Annotated in this window: 18 protein-coding genes; 11 read left to right on the plus strand and 7 right to left on the minus strand. The window is 40.9% G+C overall.

The features are described from left to right. Positions 1-264 precede the first annotated feature (264 nt). The 3 genes from NSMS1_RS18400 to NSMS1_RS18410 all read left to right on the plus strand — a co-directional run bounded on the left by NSMS1_RS18400 (position 265) and on the right by NSMS1_RS18410 (position 2,671). Positions 265-924: a hypothetical protein gene (locus tag NSMS1_RS18400; RefSeq protein WP_224086228.1), complete on the plus strand. Its 660-nt coding sequence runs from the start codon at positions 265-267 to the stop codon at positions 922-924. Positions 925-1,001: 77 nt separating this feature from the next. Beyond that, positions 1,002-1,679 (plus strand): response regulator transcription factor, encoded by a 678-nt coding sequence (locus NSMS1_RS18405; RefSeq protein ID WP_224086229.1) that lies wholly within the window; start codon positions 1,002-1,004, stop codon positions 1,677-1,679. A gap of 95 nt (positions 1,680-1,774) precedes the next feature. Then, on the plus strand, positions 1,775-2,671 hold the full coding sequence (locus tag NSMS1_RS18410; protein WP_411908635.1) for a sensor histidine kinase: 897 nt from the start codon (positions 1,775-1,777) through the stop codon (positions 2,669-2,671). A 427-nt stretch (positions 2,672-3,098) separates the two neighbouring features. On the opposite strand, the gene NSMS1_RS18415 is transcribed toward NSMS1_RS18410, so the two are convergent. The 4 genes from NSMS1_RS18415 to NSMS1_RS18430 form a co-directional block, all read right to left on the minus strand. Beyond that, the gene (locus NSMS1_RS18415) at positions 3,099-3,647 is read right to left on the minus strand and encodes a transposase (protein WP_224086212.1); all 549 of its coding nucleotides are present in this window, start codon (positions 3,645-3,647) and stop codon (positions 3,099-3,101) included. 2 nt (positions 3,648-3,649) lie between these two features. Next, positions 3,650-3,946, minus strand: coding sequence for a transposase (locus NSMS1_RS18420; protein WP_224086211.1), 297 nt, complete (start codon positions 3,944-3,946; stop codon positions 3,650-3,652). 407 nt (positions 3,947-4,353) lie between these two features. Then, positions 4,354-5,133: an ABC transporter ATP-binding protein gene (locus NSMS1_RS18425; RefSeq protein WP_224086230.1), complete on the minus strand. Its 780-nt coding sequence runs from the start codon at positions 5,131-5,133 to the stop codon at positions 4,354-4,356. Continuing rightward, a complete protein-coding gene (locus tag NSMS1_RS18430) occupies positions 5,123-6,259 on the minus strand; it encodes a branched-chain amino acid ABC transporter permease (RefSeq protein ID WP_224086231.1) in 1,137 nt (378 codons plus the stop codon). The genes NSMS1_RS18425 and NSMS1_RS18430 overlap by 11 nt, the downstream gene beginning before the upstream one ends. Positions 6,260-6,472: 213 nt before the next feature. Between NSMS1_RS18430 and NSMS1_RS18435 the strand changes: the two genes are divergently transcribed. The 6 genes from NSMS1_RS18435 to NSMS1_RS18460 all read left to right on the plus strand — a co-directional run bounded on the left by NSMS1_RS18435 (position 6,473) and on the right by NSMS1_RS18460 (position 11,168). Continuing rightward, entirely contained in the window at positions 6,473-6,670 is a 198-nt protein-coding gene (locus NSMS1_RS18435) for a hypothetical protein (RefSeq protein ID WP_190466064.1), read from the plus strand. A 165-nt stretch (positions 6,671-6,835) separates the two neighbouring features. Continuing rightward, entirely contained in the window at positions 6,836-7,093 is a 258-nt protein-coding gene (locus NSMS1_RS18440; protein WP_224095271.1) for a cytotoxic translational repressor of toxin-antitoxin stability system, read from the plus strand. Positions 7,094-7,197: 104 nt separating this feature from the next. After that, a complete protein-coding gene (locus tag NSMS1_RS18445; RefSeq protein ID WP_224086232.1) occupies positions 7,198-8,784 on the plus strand; it encodes a glucose-6-phosphate isomerase in 1,587 nt (528 codons plus the stop codon). Between the two features lie 616 nt (positions 8,785-9,400). Then, the gene (locus NSMS1_RS18450) at positions 9,401-9,571 is read left to right on the plus strand and encodes a hypothetical protein (protein WP_224086233.1); all 171 of its coding nucleotides are present in this window, start codon (positions 9,401-9,403) and stop codon (positions 9,569-9,571) included. Further along, positions 9,531-10,664, plus strand: a complete 1,134-nt coding sequence (locus NSMS1_RS18455) for a HetZ-related protein 2 (protein ID WP_224086234.1) — start codon at positions 9,531-9,533, stop codon at positions 10,662-10,664. Before NSMS1_RS18450 ends, NSMS1_RS18455 begins: the two co-directional genes overlap by 41 nt. Before the next feature lie 330 nt (positions 10,665-10,994). After that, complete coding sequence (locus tag NSMS1_RS18460; protein WP_171843562.1) at positions 10,995-11,168, plus strand: hypothetical protein; 174 nt, start codon at positions 10,995-10,997, stop codon at positions 11,166-11,168. Between the two features lie 202 nt (positions 11,169-11,370). Here NSMS1_RS18460 and trxA read toward each other — a convergent pair whose 3' ends face one another. Next, on the minus strand, positions 11,371-11,688 hold the full coding sequence (gene trxA, locus NSMS1_RS18465) for a thioredoxin (protein ID WP_224086235.1): 318 nt from the start codon (positions 11,686-11,688) through the stop codon (positions 11,371-11,373). 225 nt (positions 11,689-11,913) lie between these two features. Between trxA and fabG the strand changes: the two genes are divergently transcribed. Next, on the plus strand, positions 11,914-12,666 hold the full coding sequence (fabG, locus tag NSMS1_RS18470; RefSeq protein WP_224086236.1) for a 3-oxoacyl-[acyl-carrier-protein] reductase: 753 nt from the start codon (positions 11,914-11,916) through the stop codon (positions 12,664-12,666). A gap of 95 nt (positions 12,667-12,761) precedes the next feature. Here the strand turns inward: fabG and NSMS1_RS18475 are convergent, their stop codons facing one another. Beyond that, complete coding sequence (locus tag NSMS1_RS18475; protein ID WP_224086237.1) at positions 12,762-13,871, minus strand: MraY family glycosyltransferase; 1,110 nt, start codon at positions 13,869-13,871, stop codon at positions 12,762-12,764. A gap of 158 nt (positions 13,872-14,029) precedes the next feature. Between NSMS1_RS18475 and groL the strand changes: the two genes are divergently transcribed. Continuing rightward, positions 14,030-15,694 carry a chaperonin GroEL gene (gene groL / locus NSMS1_RS18480; protein WP_224086238.1) on the plus strand — a complete coding sequence of 555 codons (1,665 nt, stop codon included), beginning with the start codon at positions 14,030-14,032 and terminating at the stop codon, positions 15,692-15,694. Between the two features lie 311 nt (positions 15,695-16,005). On the opposite strand, the gene NSMS1_RS18485 is transcribed toward groL, so the two are convergent. Then, positions 16,006-16,722 (minus strand): heme oxygenase (biliverdin-producing), encoded by a 717-nt coding sequence (locus tag NSMS1_RS18485; protein ID WP_224086239.1) that lies wholly within the window; start codon positions 16,720-16,722, stop codon positions 16,006-16,008. Positions 16,723-17,093 lie beyond the last annotated feature (371 nt).

The following is a 17,093-nucleotide window of genomic DNA, read 5'->3' on the forward strand; positions in this document are numbered from 1 at the left end:
GTGTATTAGTATTTATACACGCTTAATTTATATGAGAGTACAAAATAATTGAGATAAATATAACTAACATTAAGTCATTTTGTATTGTGCCAATTTTACTCCTCGCAGCAACATTTTGGGAGATAAAATTGTAAAATTTAGACAACCAATTTGGCATAAATATATCGTGAAATACGTAATAACATTCTTTTATGATAACAAAATAGCAAACACATTTATTTGTGAGCTAGTTGTAAACAAATTATACTTTTAACTATCTGAGTTATGACCATAATTTCTTTCCTGACACCGTACCATAGAGTTCAAAAAGCATTACAATGGTGGTCTTACAGGCAGTCAGCCAAGCTATTGTGGGAAGCCGAAAAAATTAGGGATGGTCTGTTACAGGAAACTTTCACAATGCGGCGTAACTTAGACTTATTACTTCTAGACAATTTAAACTTACCAAATGACAAAATTATAGACTCATTAAAAAGAGTGGAGAACTTTCACTATTCTTTAGTAAAATTAAGCGATCGCCTATTTCCCGAATCTCTCCAAGATAGTTTTCCTTTAGCAATTGAGTCTTTAGTAGAATCTTGGCTTGTGTCTCATCCTCACATAGATTTTCAGCTAGATATGCCAATCTACTGGCGAAATGAACCGAGCGAACGTGGTTTGATTATTTTAAGTTTCTTGGAAGAGTTATTAACATTAACCTTGTCAGAAGTAACAATCCCAACATCAATTCATCTCAGCTTAAAGTCCCATAATAGTTTAGGCAAGCTAACTGTAAAAATTAATTATTATCAGACATCAACGATTTTTTTTAACTCTCGTCTAATAGAATTAGATTATCTGTCTCACAGTTGCCAATTATTAACATCAGGAAAATGTATTTATCATATTCGTAACCTTACAGTTTCCTGGTGTTTCTCTTGGTAAAAATTACAAAATTAAACATTGTATATAGAAGATATTGATGCTATATACAAAATCATTCAAGAAATATGGTGTTGATTATGAAGCAAAATACACCGGAAAAAGCATTGCTGCAATTTCTAGTCATCGATGATCATCAATCTGTTCTTAATGGAACAGTAGAGTTACTCAAAAGGCACTTTCCCGAAGCTGAATTTATTACGGCTATTAATGCTGAAAATGCTTGTGAACAATTGGCAAGTTTGCAACCAGACCTTTTAGTGATGGATCTTTCTATTCCAGAGAAGCCAGGAACTACAGCGCGTCCAGATATAGGCGTACAACTTCTGAGAAAACTGATGAAAAACTATTGCGATTTGAATATCATAGTTCAAAGCGCCCATATTAGAACATTAGTTAGAATTAGACCTGATATTGATATTCATAAAGGAGGCTTTACAGTAGCCGATAAAAGTCTTTCAACTCAAGAAATGTTGACAAGAGTTAATTGGGCATTACAGGGTTTAACCCATACAAAAGATATTAAAGGTATCCACACTGGCATAGAAATTAAACCAGAGTGGCTGAGGGTGTTAACTTTGGCATTTGAAGAAGGTTTACAAGATAAAGCGATCGCTGAAAAAATGTGTATATCTGAGCGCATGGTGCGGCATTATTGGAGTAAGCTGCAAGATGCTTTAGGCGTTTATCCTGATGATGGCAAAAATATCCGCATTCAAACTGAGAAACGGGCTAGAGAAGAAGGGTTAATTGATTAATTTTTTAGCGAGGACAGTGGACAGGTGTTGAGTCACTAACCGTTAACTGTCAACTGTCAACTATTAACAAAACCTACAGACTAGGAGAAAAGCCTATGCAGCCTGGGCTTAGGAGTATTTTTAAAAAAGACATTTGCAATTGGTATTTAGTATTTACTACTCTGGCTATAGCTAGTTTGTTGATTATTAATTACATATTTATGTTCTGGGGTTGGTGGGTTCCCATCATACCAGCAATTTTAGTTTTGATGATTAATGGTGTGGAACTCATGGCTTTATATAAACATGACCATACCTTACGTTTGGGAATGAAAACACGCCAAGCGGTGATAGAGAACATATTTGAAACTATCCATAATGGCCCGTTACAGAGTTTAGCCAAAGTTTTGAAGTTAGTCAGATGTAAAGATATTAAAACTGAGGATTTGCTACCAGAGATTGAAAAAGAACTAGAAAAGTTAAACTATGAACTGCGAGGAATTTATGAGTTTTTGCAACAAGAATATCCCAATCAAGATAATAAGCTTTATTTAGGAAATAATTTAGTAATTAGTTTGCAAGACCCTTTACATGAAGTCCTCTATCAAGTTTACACCTATACCTTAGACCGGAAATTTCCTTGTTTTAAAAGTATTAAAGTAAAAATTCATGCTTTTGAACCAGTAGATGAGACATACTTAAATCTCGAACAGAAGCGGGGTATTGCTAGATTCTTAGAAGAAGCATTATGCAATGTAGGTAAGCACGCCACAGGAGCAACCAAACTCCAAGTTACCTGCTCATTATCCGCAGGCTGGTACACTTTACAAGTGATAGATAATGGTATAGGCACAAACTTACGCAAACAGGGACGAGGAACCCAACAGTTTATCAATTTAGCACGACAACTCAAAGGAAAATTCAGGCGATCGCCCCTTTCCCCCCAAGGAACCATTTGTGAATTATCCTGGCCTGTAATTTCAAAGCCCTGTAAGCTTTATGGAAAAATATAGATCATACCCGTAAGCAATCATTATGCACAGCACGTTCTAATGAAATCACTGCTTTGGCAAGAAATACACATATCATGCCATTCACCCAAAAACGTTTATACTCGTGGGCCAAATGCTTTGCAATATCTTAGAACAAATATCAAGATTTTCACAGAGGTAGTGAATAAAACTAAATGTAAAGCTAGAGAAAAATATTTTCTCTCAATATGACAATGTTAGAATTTTTAACAGCTATTAATGGTGCTGGACAGCTATGGGCTGGTAATGGACAATTTTTGGGGGTGCTGTCGAGTAATCAATACGATGTGAACTCGATTAGTAATCAGTATGGTATGTACGGAAGTCAACACGGCTTATATAGTATTAGTAATCAGTATGGTATGTACGGAGGTCAACATGGCTTATATAGAACCCATTTGATATCTTTTCAGGCGGTATCTGCGACAGCTAGCCGTTTGAGCATTAGCCGAATAAAACATAGCTTGAGCTTGGCATTGGAACGTTCGAGTGTGCGGTCGAAATTTTTGACTAAACTTTTACATCTCTCCACCCAAGCATTCGATCTTTCAATGACCCATCTGGCAGCAACAGGCACAAATCCAGATAGTCCTTTCGTCTGTTTCTGTGCTTTTGATGGTTTGGCTGAAAGTTCAAATTGAATTTTAGTCATAATCTCTGGGTAAATCTGTTCCAAGGCTTGTGTCAATTGATCAGGATGATAGCCGTTATCTACCAGAATAGTCGTCATGGGTTGCTCCACAGGTTTAGATTTGAAGTAATCAATGTTTTTCGAGAGCATTTCAATTAACCCTTGGTCATCAGATACATTAGCTTTGGTGCAGTGGGTAAAGAAAGGGAAGCCTAAGATATCCACTGCCAAATGTCTTTTGATGCCATTAGTGCATTTGTAAAAGCAAAACCCTTTCGACTCAACACTGGCATTACAAGTATTTTTCACCGCTTGTGAGTCAATCATGATTAGAGTCGTCCACTGCGGTTTTTTTTTACTTGTTCCCGCACCTGCTGATGCAACTCAGTCATGATTTTCGTCAGGATGTCCCCTTCACACCACTGCTGGTAATACCAGAATACTGTTGAATATGGCGGCATATCTCTAGGTAAGTCAGCCCAATTACAACCATTCTTCAGTTGATAAAGTATACCGTTAAGGATTTGCCGCTTTGTCCACACAGGGGGTCTGGTTTTCTTCTTCGTCGGCAATAATGGCTCAATTATTTCCCACTCTTTGTCTGTCAAATCGCTTGAATAACCCATTTTCAATCCTGATCTGCTTCCATGCACCTAATTTCTGTTGATTCTACTCAATCACCAAAAAGATATCAAATGGGTTCTATAGAAATAAACCTATACCTTATCTCTGTGCTTAATTTCTCATACTTCTATCAAAAACACTACTCCCACCAGACAGATTTTTCTGGATGTTGCATAAATCCCAAAATTTTTAAAAGCTGACAGTTAGAAGCACTAATATATTAGGCGTTGCTGATTAATGGGATGATTTTTGTCTCACGCAAAGGCGCAAAGACGCAAAGAGCAAGAGTTTTAAAAGTAGAATCTTATGATTTCATCCCGCATTTATGCAACGCCATATATTACTTCCTTACTTGAAGGTGGGGAGCAGGGGAGCAGGGGAAAAAACAACTGTCAATTGTCAACTGTCATCATTTACCCAAGTAAGCTTCTAAAACTTTAGAATTGGTTTGAATTTCTGCCGGGGTTCCATCAGCTAAATTCTGTCCTTCAGCTAGTACCCAAACGCGATCACACAAAGACATAACCACATCCATGTTATGTTCAATAATCAGAAAGGTCATTCCTTCCCGATTCCAGCCTTGGATGCGATCGCAAATATCATCAATTAATCTGGGGTTAACTCCGGCTGCTGGTTCATCTAGCAAAATCAACTTGGGATTAGTCATCAAAGCTCTACCCATTTCTAGCAGCTTGCGTTGTCCTCCAGACAAACCGCCAGCGTAATCATAAGCTTTTTTCGCCAATCCTACAGATTCCAGCAAAAACATTGCCCTTTCTTGTAATTGCTTCTCTTCTTTAGCTACTACATGGGGTTGTAACTGCACTTGCCAGAAATTTTCCCCTGTTTGTTTCTGTGCAGCTAATAACATATTTTCTAACACCGACAGCTTAGAAAGCGTCCTAGCTACCTGAAAAGTACGCACCAAACCTTGTTGAGCAATTTGGTGTGGTTGTAATTGCTGGATAGGTTCCCCATCAAAAATTACCCGTCCTTTATCTGGGCGAATGAAACTGGACAGGAGATTAAATAAGGTAGTTTTACCAGCACCATTAGGACCAATCAATCCTGTAATACTACCTTGGGCAACTTCAATGCTTGCTTCTTTAACAGCTTTAATCCCGCCGAAGCTTTTACACAGCCCGGAAGCTGCTAACAATGGAAGTGGGGATGACTGGTTATTTACCAAGGGTAAGTTCCTCCTTTTTACCTAAAATACCTTGAGGTCGCCAAATCATCAGCACCATTAAAATTAAACCAATTACCATAATACGGAAAGCACCTAACCGCGCTTCATCTAGGGGAATAATTCTTGGTAAAACCTCACGAGTCACAGCATCATAGGCGAAGTATATTACAGCACCTAAAATAGTGCCGATATTATTACCAGAACCTCCGAGAATCACCATAATCCAGGAGTCAAATGTCAGCTGGGGTTGGAAATTATCTGGATAAATTGCGCTGAGTTGCCAAGCAAACAAAGCACCTGCCACACCAGCGATCGCCCCACCCAACATGAGAGATTGGAGCTTATACCAAAAAACATTTTTCCCCATTGCTTTAGGTATTTCTTCATCTTCGCGGATAGCTTTTAGCACACGACCCCAAGGTGATCGCACCAAATATTCCAAACGCCAAAACACAAACCCTAATACCAACAACGAAACAAGCATTAAACCAGCTTTGGGGATGTAGTTATAAAGTGTGATTACTCCAGAAATATAAATTGCTGTTGCGAGTAACCCTAAAATAATTCCTACACTCAAACGAGAGACAAACTCTTGCTGACTACCAGTTTTGTAAACAGCTGCATCAGTAATACGGGATTTTCGGGCGCTACTAATCCAACGCCACAACGAAAATACTGTCACAGCAAATAGCAACGTTAAAAGCCCAATCATCAACAAGCGGAAAAATAAACTTGGTGGAGTTGATAAAGGTATAGGATAACTTTGCACCCCAAACGCCCCATCTACCCAAGCATTACCCACAGGTAACTGTTGGTTATTCACCACCAAACGAATCAGTTCCCCCGTCCCAATGGTGACAATGGCTAGGTAATCTTCCCGCAAACGCAAAGTAGCAAAACCAATCACCAGCCCCAACAAAGCCGCGACAACCGCGCCCACAATAGCCGAAATAAATAAAGGCACACCCTTGAAGCTTAATAACACTGTAGTATAAGCACCCAAAGTCATAAAAGCGATGTGACCAAAATTAATTAACCCTGTAAAACCCCACTGTAAGTTGAGTCCCAGACTAAACAGGGCAAAAGTTGCTGTAGAAATTGCTAGAAAAATTAAATATTCAATCATTTTGTCAATAGTTAATAGTCAATAGTCATTAGTCCATAGTCCATAGTCACAAGGCAGAACTCTTTAATTCTGAATTTTGAATTAATTACTCTCTTGTCTTCCCCCACTCCCCATAACTAATTCCCGACATTGTATCTCGACGTGACTATCACCGTTAACCATCGATAATTTTTGGGAACAATATCCTTGTGTTTTGGGTAATACAGAGAATGTATGAACTTACTGAGAATTAGAATCCATCACTTAATTGAGCAGTTAAGCGATGAAGAACTTGAAAGCGTATGGCATGACATTCACGCTTTGCATTGTGACTTTTATATGTTAGATGCCATACAACAAGTCAAGCGATCGCAGCAACCGTGGGACATCTTAACTCAGGAAGAAGCAATACGGATGTTGATGTTTGTTTAAGAAAGGGAGTAGGGAATGGGGAGTAGGGAAAGACAGAAGAATCTTTCTTTACTTGCTTTGTCTAACTGGCCTTTTATCCTCCTCATCCTCCTCATCCTCCTCATCTCCCTCATCTCCCCCCACTCCCCACTCCCCACTCCCCACTCCCCCAATATGGTGACTTCAGTGAGTTTAGAAACACGTTATGCCAGGTCGTTTTTAGTAGACCTGAGAAGTTTAGAGCCTGCTGCTTATCAACGAGTGTATGATTTTGTTTTTTTTGATTTTGCCCAAAAGAGGTCTTTACATTATTTGCCCGAATTGCGACGACTGGATGATGAAGGGATCTTTCATCGGTTTACTATAGATAATTATTTAGTTGGCATAGAAATTAGGGGTGAGATTGTAAAATTTCTACGGGTCATACCTATGCCGGATGTTTAAGGTGAAGAAATTTTCAACACTTAAAACTGTATAAGACTAAGCAGGGATGGCTCTAACCTTACATTACACTTGTTTTTGAAGGACACTTTACTAGAGATTTCCCTATGGATGCGAAGGCACTTTGGCAACGATACCAAGAATGGTTATATTTCCACGAGGGATTAGGACTGTACCTAGATGTCAGTCGGATGCGTTTTGATAATGCCTTCGTAGAGTCGTTGCTGCCGAAATTTGACAAAGCGTTTACGGATATGGCGGAATTAGAAAAGGGTGCGATCGCCAATCCAGATGAGCAGCGTATGGTAGGACACTATTGGCTACGCAACCCAGACTTAGCGCCTACACCAGAAATTACCCAGGAAATTGTTCAAACCCTAGAACAAATCGAAGCCTTTGCAGAAAAAATCCAAACGGGTGCTGTTCATCCTCCCAAAGCAAACCGCTTCACAGATATTATTTCCATTGGGATTGGTGGTTCTGCCCTCGGCCCCGAATTTGTCGCTGAAGCCCTCGCCCCTGAATTTCCTCCGCTAAAAATTCACTTTATCGACAATACCGACCCCGCAGGCATTGACCGCATTCTTACCCAATTGCGTAACAATCTTGCCAGCACCCTGGTTTTAGTCATCTCCAAATCTGGAGGTACACCAGAACCTCGTAACGGCATGATTGAAGTCAAGAAAGCCTACGCCGGACAAAACCTAGACTTTGCTCAATATGCAGTAGCTATTACTAGTACAGATAGCAACCTAGACAAATTAGCCAAATCTGAAGGCTGGTTAGCAACATTCCCCATGTACGACTGGGTGGGTGGACGTACCTCAGAAATGTCCTCTGTTGGTCTAGTTCCTGCCGCATTACAAGGCATCGACGTTCGCGCCATGCTAGAAGGTGCAAAAGAGATGGATGATGCTACCCGTGTCCCAGATGTGAAAAAGAACCCGGCGGCGCTACTAGCTTTATCTTGGTACTACTCTGGTAACGGCAAGGGCGAAAAAGACATGGTAGTCCTACCTTATAAGGACAGTTTGCTATTATTTAGCCGTTACTTACAACAGCTAGTAATGGAATCTTTAGGTAAAGAAAAAGACCTAGACGGTAAAACCGTTTATCAGGGTATTGCTGTTTATGGTAACAAAGGCTCAACAGACCAACACGCCTACGTCCAGCAGTTACGCGAAGGTGTACCTAATTTCTTTGCTACCCTCATCGAAGTTTTAGAAGACCGTAACGGCCCATCCCCAGAAATAGACCCAGGCGTAACCTCTGGTGATTATCTCTCCGGTTTTCTCCAAGGAACCCGTCAAGCCCTGTATGAAAATCAGCGCGATTCCATTACAGTAACGATCCCCCAAGTTAATGCCCGGACAGTTGGTGCATTAATTGCTTTGTATGAACGTGCTGTTGGTTTGTACGCTAGTTTGGTCAACATTAACGCTTATCATCAACCAGGTGTAGAAGCAGGTAAAAAAGCTGCGGCTGTCATTCTGGATTTGCAAACTAAAGTAGTAAGCCTACTGCAAAAAGAGAAAACAGCCCTATCTTTAGAGCAAATCGCTGATAAAGTCGGTGCTGCCGACCAAGTTGAAGCAATTTACAAGATTTTACGTCATCTGCAAGCTAATCAACGTGGTGTTGTCTTCCAGGGAAATTTGGCACAACCCAGCACGTTGAAAGTTTCCCTTGGCTGATAAGTTTCAATAAGTTCAACAACGATTTTTGTTCTTTATTTAGAAGCATCCTAAACCGTAGTTTTTAGGATGCTTTTATTACTTGTACTTTATTTAAGTCAGGACTTACGTAACTGGCACAGTAGTAGGTAGGGTGCGTCAGATATGGAAAATCCTTTAATGTGTAAACAATTATTGGGGCTGAAGCACCCTACAGTTAATTTGATTATGACACTTACTTAAGTTACACGAGTATTAAAATTATCTACACCTATATAAGAAGGAGTAACAATACTTAGAAGCTATAGCCAAAGAAGTTGCTTTTTTCGGTAATATCGCCGCCAATCTCCCCTAGACGAAACTTATACGCCTGAAATTGCGTCTACATTAGGGTGTATTATTCTCGCGCTTTTAGTACAAATGTTAGTTTTTCTAAACCTATTCAAAAAATTAGGCATCTGCGTTTACTCTAAGTAAATGCCCCATCAGTGATTTCAACATATAACTTTACAAACTTTAAAATTGACAAAATCGCAGCAAACATCCAATATACAAGGATTTCCACGATTTGAGATTGAAGAAAATACCTGATTAAGGAAATTTCTGCATAAAGTTCGTCAATAGAGACGTAATAACAATGGAATCGTTGATACGTCTTCCACAAGATGACGGACTCACAAGTGGACTGCTAACTCAAAAGATAAGTGCGATAAATGGGGGTTGTGATGCACACTTTAAAGAAGGGTTTCGAGGAGTGCAATCAGGTTATGGCATCGGAAGCAGAAAAACTAGCCCAATTTTGGCGTAAGCGGCTAGTTGCGGAGTATCCAGAACAAAATACAGCCGCAATAGAAAGTATCACTCTGTGGCTGTTAGGACGCGATTCACAACGGCTTAATCTGCTCAATGGTAAAGAACTTGACATTGCCAAGCAAGCAATGGAGTATCGTTGGAAGATTTTAAGCCAACGCTACTTAAATGTAGGACGGGAACGTGCATATCGTAATCTGATTACACGATTGGGTAGTTTGGCAACATTACGGCATAAAATTCAAACTTGGATTAGTTTAAGCCGCGATCGCCAACGTACAGTTATCGACGTTTTGCAAGAGGTAATCCAAGAGTTAATGCAAAACGATACCTACATTCAGCAACAGATGGCTTACATCGCCGAAGTCGCTCTAGACAAAAGACTTAGAGACACTTTGCTGTTTGCCACTGTGGAAGAATATTGTTTACGTCCAGTACGCAACCAGCCCTTGTTGGTGTACCGTTTCGTTAACTACTTACGCCGTTCTCAACGTGGTGGTTTAACTCAAGTCCCAGGAGGCGATTTAGTTCGCTTAGTTTCCGAGGAAGTGCTGACAGATGATAGCGATAATCGCATTAACTTGGTAGATAACCAAGCGATCGCGGAATATCAAGAAGCACAACAATTAGAAGAACAACAAACACTGCGCCAAACAGTACAACAAGAATTTGCTACCTACTTAGAAGAAAACTTGGGAGCAGAAGCAGTTGAATGGTTAAAAATGTACCTGCAAGGTAAAACCCAAGATGAAATAGCTAAGAAATTAAACAAACCCATCAAAGAAATCTATAGACTGCGAGAAAAAATCAGCTACCATGCAGTGCGTGTTTTTGCCCTCAAGGGTAAACCAGAACTCGTAGAAAATTGGTTAGCAATTTCTTTGCAGGAGAATAACCTGGGTTTAACACAAAACCAATGGCAAGAACTGTATGCAAATTTAACTCCCGTTGGGCGAGAAGTACTGGATTTACGCAAAGCTGGTAACTCCATAGAAACAGTAGCCCAAAAATTAAATCTCAAACCTCATCAAGTTATGGGCGAATGGACTAAAGTCTACCTCGCAGCGCAAGCCATCAGAACTCAAGAATAACTATGGTAAGTGTTGTTAGCTGTAGTAGAGTGTTGAGCCTGTACGGAGAAATAAGAACTGAGTGCTGAGGGCTAAGTACTGTTAGCAAGGTGGTGTGTAAGCCTGTGCCTAGAAAAACTCTAGCCTCTAGCCTCTAGCTTCTTGACTGCTTGAAATTATGTATATCCCTTATAAATTACTCGGCATCATTCTTTAGGTAGAAATCCGCAATTGCCACCAGGACAATTGGATATAAATTATGTCATCTTTAACTAGAAATTATATTTGGTAGTTGCACTCTCTAGTTTGAGCTACTGCCACAACATTTAGATAAAATCTTGCTCCTAAGCTATGGCTGATAAACACCACAAAATTAAATTTCCCCTTTGGCAGTATCTCAACCAACCATTGTTGAACCGTGACTTAGAGTTGAATCCCCGACGCTTCGCCTACAATTGGCGTATTGGACTTTTAAAGCGGTGTTGGCATAAAGAATGTGATGCCAAAGGGCCTCAACAGCATTGATAATTTGTAATTCTTAATTTTGCTAGTATCTTGAACTAATTTATCTATCGGATTCTTTCTATTAATGCTGAGTTCGGTAGAACATAACTCCAACCCCTTCTTTTGTGGAAGGGGCTGAAAATCTCTAAACTTAATATCAGACAAATTAATAATAGTTAATATTTAGAGATGCAAGTATTTGCATCTCTAAATTAATAAGTATTTAAAGGAAACTTTGCAGATGTTGAACTAACTGTGGTGCTTGTACTACACCTTCTATCCGCTCTACTGGCTGACCTTGTTTGAACAATACCAGTGTTGGTAAAGCAGCAATTTGATACTGTGTAGCTAGTTCTGTGTATTTCTCAGTGTCAATTTTGACGATGCGTATGCGATCTTGCAGTTGAGTATTCACTTGCTGTAAGATTGTCGCCATCATTTGACATGGGCCACACCAATCAGCATAAAAATCTACTAAAACAGGTAAATCAGAACCAGACAGCATCTCTTCAAAGCTGTTGAATTGTTTTTTAGTAGTCATGTGACACACCAATTTTTTATCGATTGAATTTAATATTAATGTCTGATTTCTGAAAACGGTGTAACATTATTTTATTTTTATTGTTGCGAAGCAGTTAATAATTGACGGTTGACAGTTGTCAAGTTGTTTCCACTGTTGACTATGGACTAATGACTAATGACTGTTTTAGGTACAAATCGCCATAAGATAATTAGCGCGGGAATTTAGAAGCTAAAGGAATATTTTATGGCCGTGTTAACTGAAAATTTAAAAGGACAAGTAGCAGTTGTTACAGGCGCTTCACGGGGGATTGGACGAGCGATCGCTTTAGAGTTAGCGAATTATGGCGCTACTGTCGTGGTTAATTATGCTAGTTCTAGCACTGCGGCTGATGCCGTGGTAGCAGAAATTACTAATGCTGGTGGTGAAGCGATCGCCCTACAAGCTGATGTGTCCCAAGTAGATCAAGTAGACAACCTTATCAATACTGCGATCGATAAGTTCAAGCGCATCGATATTTTGGTGAATAACGCCGGGATCACCCGCGACACTCTCCTACTCAGAATGAAGCCGGAAGATTGGCAAGCTGTAATTGACTTAAATTTAACTGGTGTATTTTTATGTACTCGCGCCGTTAGTAAACTCATGCTGAAGCAAAGGTCTGGACGGATAATCAACATTACCTCCGTTGCCGGACAAATGGGTAATCCTGGGCAAGCAAACTACAGCGCTGCTAAAGCTGGTGTAATTGGTTTTACCAAAACCGTTGCTAAAGAATTAGCATCTCGCGGCATTACAGTTAACGCCGTCGCCCCTGGTTTCATTGCCACAGACATGACTAGCAACCTCAAAGCTGAAGGCATTTTGCAATACATTCCTTTAGGACGCTATGGTCAACCAGAAGAAATCGCAGGTATGGTGCGCTTCCTGGCTGCCGACCCTGCCGCCACTTACATTACTGGACAAGTGTTTAATGTCGATGGCGGCATGGTGATGTAAATTAGTCATTGGTCATTAGTCATTAGTCCATAGTCCACAGTAAACAGTGAAAACAACCTAACAACTGTCAATTGTCAATTGTCAACTGTCAATTGTTACTCACTGTTCCCTGTCAACTGTTCTCTATTCCCTGTTCTCATTCTTTGCCAAACTGTAAAGCCGAGCAGAAGAATAATACTAGTGGCTGTGGCAAATATGACCATGAAGCTCATGCCTTGGACTCTCATCGCTAGTACGTTACAACCCAAGGTGATTGACCATAGGGTAAATGCGGCACGGCGTTGAGAGAATCCCCAAGCGAGTAAACGGTGGTGTAAATGGTCTTTGCCAGGGGTACTTAAGGGGTTTTTGCCTGCCAGTAGTCGCCGAACGAATACTTGGGTAGTATCTAGCACTGGCAATAAGAGAAATAAAACTGTAGGACTGAGAGCAAATATGGTATTACGTTGCAGGCTACCTAAAATACTAGTTGCCGCTAACACATAACCGAAAAAGTATGCTCCAGCATCCCCCATGATGATTCTTGAGGGATGGAAGTTATGGCGCAAGAAGCCTAAAGCTGCACCTCCCAAGGCTGCCAAAACTAAGGTAGCCGCAGCCCGATTAGGAAATTGGGCAGATACGCCTAACAAACTCATGGCGGTGATGAAACTAACTCCTCCCGCCAATCCATCCATCCCATCCATCAAGTTGACGGCGTTGGTAATACCTACTACCCACAGCACAGTGAGCAACATTGAGAGGATGGAATCAATTGGTGTGCCAAATTTCACGTCAACACTGATGCCATTTGCTACCAGTAATAATGCTGTGACAATTTGCGCCCATAAACGTACAGAGGGGGGTAATCCGAACTGATCGTCAATAAATCCGACCAAGACTAGGATTGAACCCCCTAGTAAAATAGTCAATACTTGAGCTAAAACGCTTTGCAGCTCGATGGGTCGCAAGAGGCTTGCTAAGACCAAAGCGGCGATTACTCCCGCGTAAATGGCTAAACCCCCTGCATTTGGCAACGGTTCTCGATTAAGCCGTCGGGCGTTTGGTTGGTCAGCCCAACCCACCCGCAAGGCAAATTTACGTACCGTGGGAATTAAACGCCACGTTACCAGCCAAGCCAACATGAATGTAAATACTACTGCCAACCAGCCGGAGCCGCTAGGGTCAGCAATGCCTATAGACTTAAGGGAGTTGTATATATTCATCTCCCGATTTAACCATCACTGCTATTGTCCCAAATGAGCATCAAGTGTATATTAATCAATTTTTTTTCATTCCACATCCGGTTTGAATTTTTGAAGTATTTAGCACTCTGACCCTGTGAGTGCTAAATTGTCTAATGGAAGCGCTAGAGAAAGGAAACATGGCAAAAATTATTGCATTTGACGAAGAGTCACGGCGTGCTTTAGAGCGGGGTGTTAATGCCCTGGCTGATGCGGTGAAAATCACTTTGGGGCCAAAGGGTCGTAACGTGCTTTTAGAAAAAAAGTACGGCACACCCCAAATTGTTAATGATGGTATCACTGTTGCTAAAGAAATTGAATTAGAAGATCCTTTAGAAAATACTGGTGCTAGATTAATTCAAGAAGTAGCATCAAAAACCAAAGATGTAGCAGGTGATGGTACAACCACAGCAACAGTTTTGGTACAAGCTTTAATTAAAGAAGGTTTGAAGAACGTAGCGGCTGGTAGCAACCCAGTGAGCTTGAAGCGTGGGATTGATAAAACTACTGAAGCATTGGTAGCGGAAATTGCTAAGGTAGCCAAGCCAGTAGAAGGTAGTGCGATCGCTCAAGTTGCTACCGTTTCGGCTGGTAACGATGAAGAAGTTGGCAACATGATTGCCGAAGCGGTGGAACGAGTCACCAAAGATGGTGTAATCACCGTAGAAGAATCCAAATCCCTTACCACCGAACTAGACGTAGTAGAAGGGATGCAGATTGACCGAGGATATATTTCCCCCTACTTCATCACCAACAACGAACGCCAAACGGTAGAACTGGAAAATGCCCGGATTCTGATTACCGACAAAAAAATCAACAGCATCCAAGAGTTAGTCCCCATTCTGGAAAAAGTAGCGCGTTTGGGTCAACCCTTACTCATCGTTGCTGAAGATGTAGAAGGAGATGCTTTAGCAACTTTAGTAGTGAATAAGGCGCGGGGTGTACTTTCCGTTGCAGCAATTAAAGCCCCAGGATTTGGCGAACGCCGCAAAGCGTTATTGCAAGATATCGCCATCCTAACCGACGGTCAGCTAATTTCTGAAGAAATCGGTCTCAGCTTGGATACAGCTTCCATCGAAGCTTTAGGTACGGCGCGGACAATCACAATTGATAAGGAAAGTACCACAATTGTTGCAGGTACTACCACCAAGCCAGAAATTCAAAAACGCATCGGTCAAATTCGCAAACAATTAGAAGAGACTGATTCTGAATACGATCAAGAGAAATTACAAGAACGCATTGCCAAGTTAGCTGGTGGTGTGGCAGTAATTAAAGTTGGTGCGGCTACCGAAACCGAACTCAAAGACCGCAAACTGAGAATTGAAGACGCACTCAACGCTACCAAAGCTGCTGTAGCTGAAGGTATTGTTCCTGGCGGCGGCAAAACCTTAATTTACTTGGCTAGCAAGGTAGACGAGATTAAAGCTAACTTTGAAGAAGAGGAAAAAATCGGTGCTGATATCGTTAAACGCGCTTTAGAAGCACCCTTACGACAAATTGCCGACAATGCCGGTGCTGAAGGTTCCATAATTGTCTCTAGAGTTAAAGACAGCGAGTTCAACGTAGGTTACAACGCTGCTACCGGTGAATTTGAAGACCTGATTGCAGCTGGTATTATCGACCCCGCTAAAGTTGTTCGTTCTGCATTGCAAAACGCCGCTTCCATCGCTGGGTTAGTTCTCACCACAGAAGCGATCGTTGTAGAAAAACCAGAGAAGAAAGCTGCTGTTCCTGCTGATCCCGGTATGGGTGGTATGGGCGGTATGGGTGGTATGGGTGGCATGGGTGGCATGGGTATGTTCTAGAGAGTGCGGAGTGATGAGTGGGGAGTGCTAAGTAGAGAATTTTGATCTCCCTTGTCTTCCTTGTCTCCCTCATCCTCCTCATCTCCTCCATCCCCCTTATTCCCTAAAACATTAGGGGCATCCTCCTTGCGATCGCCTGCTTCTAAAGCAGGTAAACTCAGGGAAGCTGCCCCTTTTTAATTATTCAAAATCCCTTAATTTTGAATTTTGAATTGCTATAGCTGTAGTCGCATAAATGAGGACATCTTGAGGCTTGTTTGCCACCAGCAGTAATGTTGTTACCTCCTGCCTCCTGCCTCCTGCCTTCTTTACTACTCAGCCGTAGCTAATTCGGTGTTGCCGCGTGTGCGTTTGCGGGTCAAGGTGTTGTATACCATCATACCGATCGCCTTGATTAAGTTGCCTTCTAGTTCTTGGAACATTTTCATGTTCATGCCAAAAGCAGCGTTGGCTTCATCAACGATGCGATCGCCTGTAGCATCATCAATTGGTAACTCATCCAAAGTTTGACGGTATTTGGTTTTAAAAGCTTTCTCATCAGGAATATCAGCGAACTCATAAAAGGCTGTTCCTTGTGCGTCGGTCAAGTTCATTGCTGTTACAGCAATATTCTTGAGGATTTGTCCTCCAGATAAATCACCTAAGTAACGGGTATAAGAATGAGCAATTAACAGTTCTGGTTCGGTAGCTGAAATTTCTCGAATGCGTTGTACGTAAGCTTCCCCGGCTGGCGAAAGTTGGATTTGTTCACGCCAGTTAGCGCCGTAGTAATAACTCAGGTCTTGTTCTAAGCTCTGCTTACGGTTCAGTTGGGGAAAATTAATTTTGGAAACAATTGGGTGTTGGCGATGCTTTTCCATCTCCTCTTCCATCGCCGAGTATACGTAGTAGAAGTTAGCCACTAGCTTCCGGTAAGAGCTTTTTTCTACCACTCCTTTTAAAAAGCATTTGACAAAACCTACGTTTTCTGCCATTGTGTGGGCTTTTTTTGTACCAACACGCAGTTTGCTTGCTAAATTGCTGCTCATACTAAATTTCTCAACTTTAAAAGGTCAACTACCGGAGTTTTAAATTACGGACAGCTAAAAAATGCCACTAAAACGTAACATTAGAACTATTTGATGAGAATTTATATTAATATTTTTTAAGTACAGAGAATTTATACTTTTGTTAACTGACACAGCAATCAAGACCGTAATAGTAGTTAACAGTCATCATCAGTTGCGTACACAAATAACTCATGAAATCTTTCTTAACGTCTTCACTACTTGCTCAAGGAATGACCTTTATTTTCATAAGATTTTGATGAATTTGTCTAATTGCTACTGGCAACTATCACAGTCAAAGGTTAGACTAAGTGGCATCAAAATTATTTATAAAATTTTTATGAAAAAATTAC

Origin of the sequence: Nostoc sp. MS1, assembly GCF_019976755.1 — a bacterium.
GTDB lineage: Bacteria > Cyanobacteriota > Cyanobacteriia > Cyanobacteriales > Nostocaceae > Trichormus.

What these genes read in the sequence shown, in the direction of transcription:
- trxA (WP_224086235.1), bottom strand. Translation starts at nt 11,688, where the DNA reads ATGACTACTAAAAAACAATTCAACAGCTTTGAAGAGATGCTGTCTGGT.
- NSMS1_RS18435 (WP_190466064.1), top strand. Translation starts at nt 6,473, where the DNA reads ATGAACTTACTGAGAATTAGAATCCATCACTTAATTGAGCAGTTAAGC.
- NSMS1_RS18485 (WP_224086239.1), bottom strand. Translation starts at nt 16,722, where the DNA reads ATGAGCAGCAATTTAGCAAGCAAACTGCGTGTTGGTACAAAAAAAGCC.
- NSMS1_RS18445 (WP_224086232.1), top strand. Translation starts at nt 7,198, where the DNA reads ATGGATGCGAAGGCACTTTGGCAACGATACCAAGAATGGTTATATTTC.
- NSMS1_RS18475 (WP_224086237.1), bottom strand. Translation starts at nt 13,871, where the DNA reads ATGAATATATACAACTCCCTTAAGTCTATAGGCATTGCTGACCCTAGC.
- NSMS1_RS18405 (WP_224086229.1), top strand. Translation starts at nt 1,002, where the DNA reads ATGAAGCAAAATACACCGGAAAAAGCATTGCTGCAATTTCTAGTCATC.
- fabG (WP_224086236.1), top strand. Translation starts at nt 11,914, where the DNA reads ATGGCCGTGTTAACTGAAAATTTAAAAGGACAAGTAGCAGTTGTTACA.
- groL (WP_224086238.1), top strand. Translation starts at nt 14,030, where the DNA reads ATGGCAAAAATTATTGCATTTGACGAAGAGTCACGGCGTGCTTTAGAG.
- NSMS1_RS18420 (WP_224086211.1), bottom strand. Translation starts at nt 3,946, where the DNA reads ATGGGTTATTCAAGCGATTTGACAGACAAAGAGTGGGAAATAATTGAG.
- NSMS1_RS18430 (WP_224086231.1), bottom strand. Translation starts at nt 6,259, where the DNA reads ATGATTGAATATTTAATTTTTCTAGCAATTTCTACAGCAACTTTTGCC.
- NSMS1_RS18455 (WP_224086234.1), top strand. Translation starts at nt 9,531, where the DNA reads ATGGCATCGGAAGCAGAAAAACTAGCCCAATTTTGGCGTAAGCGGCTA.
- NSMS1_RS18460 (WP_171843562.1), top strand. Translation starts at nt 10,995, where the DNA reads ATGGCTGATAAACACCACAAAATTAAATTTCCCCTTTGGCAGTATCTC.
- NSMS1_RS18450 (WP_224086233.1), top strand. Translation starts at nt 9,401, where the DNA reads ATGGAATCGTTGATACGTCTTCCACAAGATGACGGACTCACAAGTGGA.
- NSMS1_RS18415 (WP_224086212.1), bottom strand. Translation starts at nt 3,647, where the DNA reads ATGATTGACTCACAAGCGGTGAAAAATACTTGTAATGCCAGTGTTGAG.
- NSMS1_RS18410 (WP_411908635.1), top strand. Translation starts at nt 1,775, where the DNA reads ATGCAGCCTGGGCTTAGGAGTATTTTTAAAAAAGACATTTGCAATTGG.
- NSMS1_RS18400 (WP_224086228.1), top strand. Translation starts at nt 265, where the DNA reads ATGACCATAATTTCTTTCCTGACACCGTACCATAGAGTTCAAAAAGCA.